Raw genomic sequence first — 12,454 nt, forward strand, 5'->3', positions numbered from 1 at the left:
GGCAAGTGATTATTTGCACACCGCGATGGATATTTTTTCTCGGTTCGCGCTAGAAACAACAAAGGCTGCCGGTACGGTGGCAGCCTTTCAAATCATAGCGTTAACGCGCTAGTTTAAGAGCGTGTTTATCCGCGCTTATTTTGCTTCTGCAAGCTCAGCACGCATTTTATCGATCACTTGCTTGTAATCTGGCTCACTAAAAATCGCAGAGCCCGCAACAAACATATCTGCGCCCGCTTCTGCGATTTCACGAATGTTGTCCATCTTCACACCACCATCGATTTCTAGGCGAATATCACGACCAGACTCATCAATCATCTTACGCACTGCGCGCAGTTTATCTAATGTGTGAGGAATGAATGATTGACCACCAAAACCTGGGTTAACTGACATCAGTAGGATCAAGTCAACTTTATCCATAATGAACTCAAGGTGAGCAAGTGGGGTTGCAGGGTTTAGAACCACGCCAGCTTTACAGCCGTGCTCCTTGATTAGTTGAAGCGTACGGTCTACGTGCTCAGATGCCTCAACGTGGAAAGTAATCATTGATGCACCTGCTTTCGCGAAATCAGGAATGATGCGATCGACTGGCTTCACCATTAGGTGTACATCAATTGGAGCTGTGATGCCGTAATCACGTAGCGCTTTACACACTGGAGCACCAAAAGTCAGGTTTGGTACATAGTGGTTATCCATAACGTCGAAGTGCACCACATCCGCACCCGCTGCGAGAACTTTCTCTACGTCTTCACCGAGACGAGCAAAATCAGCCGATAAAATGGATGGAGCAATTAGAAAATCTTTCATACCTGACCTCAGTAGTGGCGAGCAAACAGCAAACAATTTGCGCGCAATTCTACCGAAGCCAGTGGGGAGATCCACTATTTCAATGCAATAGTGTGAGAATTAAGAGTCAGATTTGTCCGCGTCAGGTGCACGAAATAGCGCCAGCAACTCGTCAACTTTATTACGGCCACTGCCATTACGACTGATGGTTCGCTTCACTTTTACGACATTAAGCTCCGCACCATGATAAAGGCGACGCGTTAATGTCGTGTCATGGTTTGAGATCAGAACAGGGATACCACGTTCAGTTGCGGCTTTCTCTGCAATATCAGCCAATGCAGCTTGATCATCCAGCGTAAAGCCGTTGCCAGCATAAGAGGTAAAGTTCGCCGTGTTCGACAACGGTGCGTACGGTGGATCGCAATAAACCACACTACCTTTACGCGCTCGACTGAACGTTTCTGGGTAACCTTCACATACGAACGTCGCTTTCTTTGCTTTTTCAGCAAAGAATTCTAGCTCCGCTTCTGGGAAATAAGGCTTTTTGTAAGAACCAAACGGGACATTAAAGCCGCCTTTTTTGTTATAACGACATAAGCCATTAAAGCCAAAGCGGTTCATGTATAGGAACGCCAACGAGCGGTACATCACGTCATCTGTTTTATTAAACTCGGCGCGAATATTCAAGTACGCTTCTTTGCGATTGTTCTCTGCAACAAACCAGCGCTTCGCTTCTGAGATGTACTCTTCAGGACGCTCTTTTAGTAAGTTATAGAGATTAATCAGGTCGGGGTTAATATCCGCCAGTAGATAGTGGTCATAGTCGGTATTTAGAAAAACCGAGCCAGCACCAACAAAAGGTTCAACTAGCTTTCGAGCCGGTGGTAAATGACGTTGGATGTCTTCAACCAGACCGTATTTTCCTCCTGCCCACTTAAGAAAGGCTCGTTGCTTTTTCATCTACTGCTCTATCTATCGACCAAAAATTAAGGCTGCGGAATGTAACATATTTTTCAACGAAGCTCAGGATTATTTCACGCGATCAATTTCTCGATGTACTTGACCCAGTGATTTTGCCCATGGACTCACCGATTTAAGTGCATCTGGCAAGCTTTCAACAGCGTCTCGCGCCAGCTGAATCGTAGGGTAATCTTGGTAAGTGATAATGTACCACTCTGTTCCGCTACGAACGGTTGGATAAATTCTCACCTGACCATTTAAGTCGTACTTATCAAGGAACGCTTGTACATCCTCCATCGCCGTCATTGCACCCAACTGTAAAGTGTAAGCACGAGGCGATAGTGCTTTCAGCTCTTCTCGAGCAAAAGAGAACTTCACTATCGGTTTTCCAGACGTCGCTTTCTCTGCTTCAGGCTGCTGACCGGTTTGAACCACATTGATCAATGAGGGACTTGATGCGCTTTTCGCTTGAGGGATCGATTCTTCGACAACCGTTTCAATGTTAGTGGTATCGGCTGCTTCAGGCTTGCCTTCTAGAAGTGCGTCAACGACATCCGACTCAATCACAACGCGTTGCTGCTTATCTTCGCTGCCGACACTCGCTACTTCACTCGTTACCGCTGGAGGAAGAGCATCTGAATCATCCGTAGCCTCTGTCAGGTTAGTATCATCCGAAGGCTCTGAACCATCATCCATTGATGAATCTGCACGACTGATTTGAGCCTCTGGCTCGTTTAGAGTTGGAATGGCAGTTTGCTCAATGACTCCAGTGATTTGCTGCGCTTTATCATCAGGGCTTGGTTGATTATACATCCACCAATATCCACCAGCCGCCAACAAAAGTAATACCAGCACAACGAGTGCAATGTTAAGGGGCGAACCGACAATTGAGCGGATAATGATCCTTTTTTCCACTTTCATCTCTCCTAAAGCCATGATGTCCCCCGGTACCGGGTCAACTTTCTTGAATGCATCTCGAACGCGTTTTTCAGAGTCATCATCGACATATCGAATCACTAGCGACTCAAAAAAGCGACGAGCTTCAACTTCTGACAGCATATCAATATCGAGTTCAACTGGCTTGTACTCTTGTCCGTAGCTAATACGCGACAATACTGACTCTAAACGCCCAGTTTGCGTGAACAGTAAGACGTTGATTTTCCAATTTGGATTTGCTTGCGCTGCAAGCACTAGCATCCATAACTCTGAAACTAGGTTTTCACTCAACAAATGCGCATCATCGACCACGATGGCAATATCGCACGTGTCATCACCTAAGATTCTCTCCAAGCTATCGAGCAAAGTATCTTGCTGATTGAACAACGCATCCGAGACGATCTGACTCAAGATAAGCATGCGATGCTGCACATCATCTTGATTTGAATGACAAAGTAACAAACATTGATTTTTGTTACTGGCACCGAGCTCAAGGTATCGCTGTGCCAACCAAGATTTTCCGTACCCGGCTTGACCATTAACAGCGATCAGATTAGACGCAAAGTTAGTTAATAAGCCTAATCGGTCTAATAACTCGGTTTGTGAATCCAATTCAAGAACGTGAGCGAAACTCATCTAAATAACCTTAATAAACTACAAGAATGACGCCCCAAGGCGCCATTACAAGGTTAAATGTCTCGACCGAAGTCGATAGCTTGTTTGATTATGTCTTGCGGCGTATCAGCAATGACTTCGGCACTACCAATACCCGTAGGTAAAACTAAGCGTAATTGACCAGACAATACTTTTTTGTCGCGCATCATGTGCGTCATAAAGTCATCAAAAGTCATGCTATCTGGCGTATGCACTGGCAGTTTTGCTCGGCGCATAATGGAAATGATGCGATCAAGCTGCTCTTGCGAAATTAATCCACGCAAATGAGATGTTTTCGCCGCCATAATCGTACCCGAAGATACCGCTTCACCGTGTAGCCAGTTACCATAGCCAAGTTCAGCTTCAATGGCATGACCAAAGGTATGACCCAGGTTCAACAGCGCTCGAATGCCCGACTCTTTCTCATCTTGAGCAACCACTTCCGCTTTGATTTCACAACAACGTGCAATAGCGTAAGTTAGCGCCTCTTCGTCAAGTGCATACAATCGTTCTAGATTCTCTTCTAGCCAATCGAAAAAAGCAGGATCGTAAATGATGCCGTATTTGATCACTTCTGCAATACCCGCTGCAAACTCGCGTTCTGGCAGTGTCGATAGGCAGTTGGTATCGATGATAACGGCTTTAGGTTGGTAGAAGGCACCAATCATGTTTTTGCCCAGCGGATGGTTAACTGCGGTTTTACCACCTACTGATGAATCCACTTGAGACAATAATGTGGTTGGGATTTGAATGAAATCAACACCACGTTGGTAACACGCCGAAGCAAAACCTACCAAGTCGCCAATAACACCACCACCTAACGCAATAATCACCACATCACGAGCATAACTTCCCTCTAGCAGGAAGTTCATGACTTGATTAAATACGTCTAAGCTTTTGTATTGTTCGCCATCTGGCAATTCAAGCAGGGATGCATCACAACCGAGCTGTTTTAGTTGGCTAAGAATTTTATCCGCATACAGAGGCGCGACCGTAACATTACTGATCACAACCACTTTCTGGTTTGCGTTTTTGCTTGAAAGAATTTGAGAAAGGTACGCCGGGTCTTCAAATAACCCGGCGCCAATTGAGATTGGGTAGCTACGCTCTGCTAGATTGACCGTAATCCGTTCCATCGGTGTGCTCCAATTTGAAAAAGATAAATGCTTATCTCTCTTCTAGCATTTTTACGATCTGGTTGGCTACCACTTTTGCACTCTGATCGTCAGTACGAACTGTGTAATCCGCTACTTCTTCGTATAGAGGGTTACGTTCGCCTGCCAAACTTTCCAACACTTCACGAGGGTTTTCAGTTTGAAGTAGAGGACGCTTCTTGTCGCGGTTTGTACGCGCAAGTTGCTTTTCAATAGTTGTTTCTAGGTAAACAACAACACCACGTGCTGAAAGACGGTTACGGTTTTCTTTGCTCTTAACAGAACCACCGCCTGTTGCTAGCACGATGCCTTGCTCTTGAGTTAGGTCTTCAAGTACCGCTTCTTCGCGCTTACGGAAGCCTTCTTCGCCTTCTACATCAAAAACCCAAGCAATGTCTGCACCAGTGCGTTCTTCGATCACTGTATCAGAGTCTACGAACTCCATATGCAGTTGCTGTGCTAGATGTCTACCAATTGTACTTTTGCCGGCACCCATTGGGCCAACAAGGAAAATATTACGTTTCTCAGCCATATTTAGCGATAATTTACAACGTTAATTCAATAAGATCGCCACAAGAAACACACAGCCAAACTGCTGTTCTACAAGGCTTGTGGCACCAATTCCTCACAGATAATTCGTGATAAGACCCGAAATTATCCAAGCATGGTGCCACTAATGCAACTTTATTTTTGATCTAATCGATTTTTTACTCGCTGAGTCTTACTGAATCACCACTTTAGGCGTCACAAAAATCAGCAACTCACTTTTACCGACATTTTCGTAACTTCGGCGGAAAAGTGCCCCTAACAGCGGTAAATCACCTAATAAAGGTACCTTATCGACGGAGTTTGTAATGCTGTGTTGGAAAATACCACCAAGCACAACCGTCTCACCATTATTCACCAATACTTGAGTGCCAATACGCTGAGTATCAATCGCAACTGCCTCACCGGTACCAGTTTTTACCACTTGACCCGGTCTATCTTGCGTAACACTCAAATCCAGCACCAAACGGTTATCAGGCGTGATCTGCGGTGTCACTTTTAAGCTCAGCACCGCTTTTTTGAACGTTACGGATGTCGCACCGCTGGAAGAGGATTCTAGGTAAGGAATTTCAGTACCTTGTTCAATATAAGCTGGCTTCTTATTGGTAGTAATTAAACGCGGACTAGAAATGATTTCTGCTTTTGATTCTTGTTGCAACGCAGACAACTCCAAATCCAACAAAGTATCAGACCCTAGTTTCGCAACTTGGAAAGCAATACTGGTTGCATTCGGGCTGGTTGCAGCAAGGTTAACGTTCAGGAAGTCATCAATACCAACACTGCCGCCACCGTCTTCACCATCGCCGTCGCCACCGCCGCCATCGTAGAGACCAATAGTTGCAAGGTTGTTCTCGATCGATCCACCAACCGTATGACTACCATTAATCGATGTGAAGCCCCAGCGAACGCCAAGTTCATCCATGTTACCTTCATTGATAGTCACGATACGTGCTTCAATCTGAACTTGTTTTACTGGAATATCTAATGATTCAATGATTTCACGAATTACTTGAATATTCTCCGGCAACTCACGGATCAATAATGAGTTAGTACGCTCATCAATCGTCATGCTGCCACGATCAGAAAGCATACTAATGTTACCTTCACCGTTAATCATCTCTGCAATATCCGATGCTTTCGCAAAATTCACTTTGATAATTTCAGAAGAAAGTTCACCCATTTCTTGTTCAAGCTTTTGTTTTTCTAGTTGTTGCTTCTCGCGCAGATCGAGCTCATCCTTCGGAGCAACCAAAATAACGTTACCATCTACACGCTTATCCAAGCCTTTGACTTGAAGGATGATATCCAGCACTTGTTGCCAAGGTACACCGTCCAAACGCAAGGTCAGGTTCCCTTCAACTGAGTCTGAAACCACAAGGTTAAACTGGTTGTAATCAGCAATAAGCTGCAGCACATTTCGCACCGGAATATCTTGGAAGTTAATCGAAATCAACTTGCCTTCTTTTTCCAGAATACTTTTGTCTGGTGCTTTTTCGTTGGCTTTGAGCTTACCAACCTTCACCTCTAGATAACGCCCTGTGAGGCGATAGTCATGGGTATAATCTTCATCAATGTAAGCGACCAAACGCGTCGTAGAGGTATCGCGGAAAACCTCAACACTCTCTACCACTGTAGAGAAGTCTTTTACATCAAGTAGATAAAGCTGATCGTCTTTAACTGACGTATTGAGCAAGTCGATACTTAAACCTTCTTGCACACGCTTGATATCAACAATAGCAGCTGGCGATGCAAGCTCTACGACGATAACCGCGTCTTTATCTTTATTAGTACGGAAGTCGATGCTCTTAAGCGAGTTAGACTTTACTTCTTCCGCTGCGACTAAAGGGGCTAAAAGTAGAAACAACCATAAAGAGAAGAGCCCTGTTAGCTTCCTTGGTGTCAGTGTTAATCCTTGTCTCATTTTCATCATTACTCAATATCAAAAATAAATGCAGCTATGCCTATCTCAAAGCCAACTTAACTTTGCGTTTTTGCCAACAGCCCAAACCGTCTGGCAAGGTTTCATTAATCAATAAATAGTTGTGGGATACATGGGTAACCTTGCCATTGTTGCGTCCGAGGTATTGACCTGGTTTTACTTTGTAAACAGTGCCATTCGGAGCCTGAACCAACCCAGAAACACTGCTGCCGATACCCATCACACCCTTCAAGCGCAGTTGCGCAAGAGGAAACCTTTCCAATTTGCCAGTTCGCTTTCTTGAAGGAGGTTGCCAGCAGTCTTTTCTTGCAACAGGTTGAGTCGCAATCGTTGCCTCTTTTGGTAATTCGAAAGGTGCACGCAATATTTCTGGTTCGTAATTAACGACAACATACTCTTCAACAGGCTGCAGTTTGGTGACATCACGGCGAGCTTGGTTCTCCACGTCACGAATAAATTCCGTCAGTGATTCATCATTGGCTTGGCAGGCAGTCAAAACGCCAGCAATACACACCATCAGCAAAGATTTACTTCTCATCTTTCTTCACCTCTGGTTTGAACTGGTAAGTGTTTGCTTTCACACGAAAGTGCAGAGTTTCACTCTCTTGGCTGACACGCTGCCAAGTCACGTCTTTAAAAGTGATGATGCGTGGCAACGTCGCAATCGCTTGGGAGAAACGACCGATATCATGAAAATCCCCTGTCAACTCAATGTCGAGCGGTAAACGATAAAGGAAGTGTTCTGATTGCTTATCACCCCAGTCGATTCGGGTGAACGTCAACTTATTATCAATTCCGAGTTCATTCACCGAAGCCAACATGGTTGCCAGCTCTTTCTGTGCAGGCAGTTGTTGCAGTAGCAATTCGTATCGAGTAGTAAGCTCATCAAGTTGCGATTGCAATTGAGGCAAAGCAGCGACTTTGTTCGCTTTGATCCGTAACGCAACTTTTAAGGTTTGTTCTTCTTGAATAAGGTTATTCAGCTGTTCTTGCTCTGGCTTTAAATAAAACCAATAACCAAGGCCTTGAATCAGCACAACTAACAACAAGATCACTACTATCTGAGGCACCAATGGCCACTCAGCGATCTCATCCATTTCTAGATCTTGCCAATTAACCATGTTGGTTACCTCCTTTCACCGAGGCGTCTTTGAACATGAAGGAAACTTTGAAAGTCTGAAACTCTTTCCCAAAACGCGCTTTACCATGAACGATAGAATGCATGTCGACATCTAGCAGCTTGGCTGAACGCTCCATGTTGTCGAGCATGGTGGCCAAGCGAGGTGTACTATCAGAGATACCCGAGATTTCAATTTCATAATCATTCATTTTGATCTTATCGACGTAGACTCCTTCAGGGATCACCGACGGCATCAGGTTCATGAACTCCGTGGTCTTATTACGCCCATTTTGCAAACCTTCAACGATCTTTAACCTCTCCAAGATCTTGCTGTGCTCTTGTTCAGCAATCTTCATCGCTTCGATTCGTTTATCAAGCTGGGAGATATAGTGCGCCAAATAATCAAGGCGCTGCTGTTGTTGATCCTGCTGATATTGATAGAACTTACCAATGCCCCATTGCACGCCCAACGCAACAATCACCCCCAAGACGATCAAACTGAGAAAGCGGCGGCGGTGTTCTTCACGTTGATTCTCACGCCACGCAAGGAGGTTAATGTGATACAGCATGTTTGCCTCCTAGCCATTGAATACCTCTAACCGCTAAGCCCGCAGCCGCAGTAAAATGCTGCCAATCTGCTGCACGGCGTTTGCGTTTCGATACTTTCATCTCGAATAGACCGAGCGGATTAAGCAACTCACACTCCAATGCCAACTGACTTGAAAGTTCTTCTGCTAACATTGGCGTAGCTGCACCTTCACCAGACAACCAAATGCCTTTGATGTCTTGATTTCCATTAATCGAGGTATAGAGCTGAATCTGGCGCTTTACACGATCAACGATTTGTCGATTAAACTGCTCAGTAGCAACTTGCGAGTCTTCAGCAAGAGGGTCTTGTTGAAATAGATCATTTGAAGTGCGCGTGCCGTAAGGAAATTCCTTGTGGAACAATTCACTCTGCTCTGTAAACATGGTGAAAGAGCTGCTCAATGCACTGATATCCAACAAGCAATACTTGCTCTTTTCAGGGAAGCGCTCGACAGCCAGTTTCCATATATGCCCTAAACTTTGTGAATGCACGTCCACCAGCACGGTTTTCAAGCCTGACTTTTGCAGAGCATCGACACGAGTTTCAACGACATCTTTGCGAGTTGCGAATACTTGATAACTGTCTGTTCCACGCATCTGCTCATCGGCATCAAGCTTTACAAAATCAAGACTGAGCTCTTCAACAGGAAATGGGGATTGATGCGAGAAAGCTTGCACCACGGCAAACTCTTTCTCACTCTCCTCCAAGTTCTGCTCAATTTGCAGCTTCTTGCTGATCACGGCATTATCAGGAACAGAAATTGCGACCCGTCGAGCCCAAAATGGCAGCTCTTTTCTTATCTCTTTAAGGGTCTTTACAATTTCTTGATGATTTATGGTGTTATTTTCAGCGACAATACCTTCCTTAAGTATTATTTCTTTGTAACCCAATAAGGCGTAACTGTTGCCATTGGGTTTAAGTACCACGGCTTTGAGGCTGTTATGGCCAATATCTATGCCCGTAACTAATAGCTTATCCATCTCTACTCTCGCTCCGAAATTCCTGCGTGCTTATGTAGTTAGCGCACAGAGAATTTTCTTCGTGCAAAGGTTGTTATTAGCACCCAAATAGGAGTTAATACCTCTTATGTGCTAAATTTTTGACCTAAGAGTACAAGGGTTTGCCGTTACACAGCCTCAACCAATCAGGGATTCTCCGGTGAAGTTCATAAAGCGTTTATTATTTTTAACATTGATTTGCATAATTCTTGGAGTCACCACAATTTTTGGCTTCTATCAGTACGTGAAGCCTGAATTGCCAGATGTTGCAACCCTAAAAGATGTTGAATTACAAACACCTATGCAGGTTTTTAGTCAAGATGGGAAACTGATCGCACAGTTTGGCGAGAAGCGCCGAATTCCTGTTACCTACGACGAAATTCCGCAAGATTTGATTCACGCGCTGATTGCGACCGAAGATAGCCGCTTTTATGAGCACCCTGGTATCGATCCAATCGGTATTACTCGTGCTGCTGTTGTGGTGGCATTATCTGGTTCTGCAAAACAAGGTGCGAGTACCATCACTCAGCAGCTAGCGCGTAACTTCTTCTTATCAAATGAGAAGAAAATCATGCGTAAAGTAAAAGAGATCTTCATTGCGATTCACATTGAGCAGTTGTTGACAAAGCAAGAGATCATGGAGCTATACGTTAACAAGATTTTCCTTGGCTACCGCTCTTACGGTTTTGGTGCAGCCGCTCAGGTTTATTTCGGTAAGAGTTTGAATGAACTGACTCTCAGCGAGATTGCTACGTTAGCAGGTATGCCAAAAGCGCCATCAACCATGAACCCACTTTACTCACTAGAGCGAGCGACAAAGCGTCGTAATGTGGTGTTGATGCGTATGCTGGATGAGAAATACATCACTCAAGCGCAATACGATGAAGCACGCTCAGAGCCAATTGTGGCACGCTACCATAGCGCTGAAATCGAACTGTCTGCCCCATACGTCGCAGAACTAGCACGTTCTTGGGCAGTAAAAGAATACGGTGCAGACAAAGCGTATACGTCTGGTTTGAACATTTACATGACGGTAGATTCCAAGCTTCAAGACGCAGCAAACAAAGCATCCATCAACAATATCCTTGCTTACGATGAACGTCACGGCTATCGCGGAGCAGAGAAAGTACTGTGGAAACAAGGCGAACCTGCTTGGGATACAGAGCAGATTGAGAAGCATCTGAAGAAGCAGCCAACATATGGTCAACTTTATCCAGCGGTTGTGACCAAAGTAGACGGTAAAACGGCACAAGTTTGGGTGAAAAACAACGACGAACAAACTCTCGCTTGGACAGGCATGAGCTGGGCTCGTAAGTTCCTGACTGATGAACGCCAAGGCGCAGCACCAAAATCAGCGCAAGAGATCCTAGAAGTAGGCCAGCAAGTTTGGGTTCGCGAAGTCAGCACAACTGACAAAGATGGCAACACCATCAACAATTGGAAGTTGAGCCAAGTGCCAAATGCAAACACCGCGTTTGTCGCAATGAACCCAGAAAATGGTGCGGTACTTTCTCTCGTTGGTGGTTTTAACTTCGTCCATAGCAAATTTAACCGTGCGACCATGTCGGTCCGTCAGGTAGGTTCAAGTATTAAGCCTTTCATCTACTCTGCTGCGATCAATAAAGGTCTAACGCTGGCATCATTAGTTAACGATGCTCCAATCAACAAATGGGATGCAGGTTCTGGTTCGGCATGGCGTCCGAAGAACTCACCACCGACATACATTGGTCCTACTCGTCTACGTATCGGTTTAGCACAATCGAAAAACGTAATGGCGGTGCGCACTTTGCGTGAAGTAGGCTTAGATGCGACTCGCGAATACCTGACTCGCTTTGGTTTTGATATCAACGAAGTGCCGCGTTCAGAGACTATTGCGCTTGGTGCGGGTAGCTTAACGCCGATGAAAGTAGCACAAGGTTACTCGGTCTTTGCCAACGGTGGTTACTATGTTGAACCATTCTACATTGACCACGTTGAAGACTCTTTCGGTGAAGTGCTATTTAAAGCCAATCCAAAAGTTATCTGTCAGCATGATTGCCCTCAAATGGAGCAAGAAGCGCCGGTTGAAGATAAGTTTGCCGCAGAGTTTGGCGAGCAAGATATCGCAATGGATGAGCCAACATCAGACAACGCTTTAGAAGACGATACACCACAATATGCGAAGCAAGTTATTTCAGCACAAAACGCATTCTTAATGCGTGAGATGATGTACAGCAACATTTGGGGCGGCGGTAGCTGGCGTGATGGTACCGGTTGGAACGGCACAGGTTGGCGCGCTCAGAAACTCGAACGCCGCGATATTGGCGGTAAGACCGGTACAACCAACGATTCAAAAGATACATGGTATAACGGTTACGGTCCGGGCATTGTCGCTATTGCATGGGTTGGCTTTGACGATCACAGTCGCACTCTAGGTCGAACGACTGTGAACAGCAACCTTGGTAAAGGGCAGATTTCTGGTGCGGAATCGGGGGCGAAGACAGCAGAGCCAGCTTGGATTGATTTCATGCGCGTCGCACTTGAAGGTACGCCTCAAAAAGCGAAAAACATCCCAGAAGATATCGTCCGTGTTCGTATTGATCGTGATAGCGGTCTTCTGACTCATAAAGTCGATGGTTCATCCATGTTCGAATATTTTGAGAAAGGAACTGAGCCAACTGAGTACGTCGGTAACAGTTTAGAAGACAGTATCTATTCAGGTGGTGGTAGCGGCTCAGAAGAGTTGTTCTAACAACCACTCATCAGATAAAACAAAAAAGGGAGCCATTGGGC

At 45.2% G+C, this 12,454-nt stretch carries 10 protein-coding genes and 2 pseudogenes; 1 reads left to right on the plus strand and 11 read right to left on the minus strand.

Annotated elements, in window-relative coordinates:
* Window positions 1–135: 135 nt before the first annotated feature.
* The 11 genes and pseudogenes from rpe to pilM all read right to left on the minus strand — a co-directional run bounded on the left by rpe (window position 136) and on the right by pilM (window position 9,664).
* Window positions 136–807: a ribulose-phosphate 3-epimerase gene (rpe, locus tag J4N44_RS15130; RefSeq protein WP_252044613.1), complete on the minus strand. Its 672-nt coding sequence runs from the start codon at window positions 805–807 to the stop codon at window positions 136–138.
* Between the two features lie 99 nt (window positions 808–906).
* Window positions 907–1,746 carry a Dam family site-specific DNA-(adenine-N6)-methyltransferase gene (locus J4N44_RS15135; RefSeq protein ID WP_005451513.1) on the minus strand — a complete coding sequence of 280 codons (840 nt, stop codon included), beginning with the start codon at window positions 1,744–1,746 and terminating at the stop codon, window positions 907–909.
* 69 nt (window positions 1,747–1,815) lie between these two features.
* A pseudogene (locus tag J4N44_RS28265) lies at window positions 1,816–2,397 on the minus strand (SPOR domain-containing protein); the annotation flags it as partial.
* A 525-nt stretch (window positions 2,398–2,922) separates the two neighbouring features.
* Window positions 2,923–3,318, minus strand: a pseudogene (locus J4N44_RS28270) (ATP-binding protein); the annotation flags it as partial.
* A gap of 53 nt (window positions 3,319–3,371) precedes the next feature.
* Window positions 3,372–4,472 (minus strand): 3-dehydroquinate synthase, encoded by a 1,101-nt coding sequence (gene aroB, locus J4N44_RS15145; protein ID WP_009697563.1) that lies wholly within the window; start codon window positions 4,470–4,472, stop codon window positions 3,372–3,374.
* Between the two features lie 31 nt (window positions 4,473–4,503).
* Complete coding sequence (gene aroK, locus J4N44_RS15150) at window positions 4,504–5,022, minus strand: shikimate kinase AroK (protein ID WP_005451507.1); 519 nt, start codon at window positions 5,020–5,022, stop codon at window positions 4,504–4,506.
* Window positions 5,023–5,211: 189 nt separating this feature from the next.
* Complete coding sequence (locus J4N44_RS15155) at window positions 5,212–6,963, minus strand: type IV pilus secretin PilQ (RefSeq protein ID WP_005451505.1); 1,752 nt, start codon at window positions 6,961–6,963, stop codon at window positions 5,212–5,214.
* Window positions 6,964–6,997: 34 nt separating this feature from the next.
* Complete coding sequence (locus tag J4N44_RS15160; protein WP_005451501.1) at window positions 6,998–7,513, minus strand: pilus assembly protein PilP; 516 nt, start codon at window positions 7,511–7,513, stop codon at window positions 6,998–7,000.
* A complete protein-coding gene (locus J4N44_RS15165) occupies window positions 7,503–8,096 on the minus strand; it encodes a type IV pilus inner membrane component PilO (RefSeq protein ID WP_005451500.1) in 594 nt (197 codons plus the stop codon). Before J4N44_RS15165 ends, J4N44_RS15160 begins: the two co-directional genes overlap by 11 nt.
* Window positions 8,089–8,664, minus strand: a complete 576-nt coding sequence (locus J4N44_RS15170) for a PilN domain-containing protein (RefSeq protein ID WP_005451499.1) — start codon at window positions 8,662–8,664, stop codon at window positions 8,089–8,091. Before J4N44_RS15170 ends, J4N44_RS15165 begins: the two co-directional genes overlap by 8 nt.
* Entirely contained in the window at window positions 8,648–9,664 is a 1,017-nt protein-coding gene (pilM, locus tag J4N44_RS15175) for a type IV pilus assembly protein PilM (RefSeq protein WP_026000383.1), read from the minus strand. The genes J4N44_RS15170 and pilM overlap by 17 nt, the downstream gene beginning before the upstream one ends.
* Window positions 9,665–9,842: 178 nt before the next feature.
* Between pilM and J4N44_RS15180 the strand changes: the two genes are divergently transcribed.
* Window positions 9,843–12,413, plus strand: a complete 2,571-nt coding sequence (locus J4N44_RS15180) for a penicillin-binding protein 1A (RefSeq protein ID WP_050902270.1) — start codon at window positions 9,843–9,845, stop codon at window positions 12,411–12,413.
* The last annotated feature ends 41 nt before the right edge of the window (window positions 12,414–12,454 follow it).

Origin of the sequence: Vibrio sp. SCSIO 43155, from assembly GCF_023716605.1 — a bacterium.
Lineage (GTDB): Bacteria > Pseudomonadota > Gammaproteobacteria > Enterobacterales > Vibrionaceae > Vibrio > Vibrio harveyi.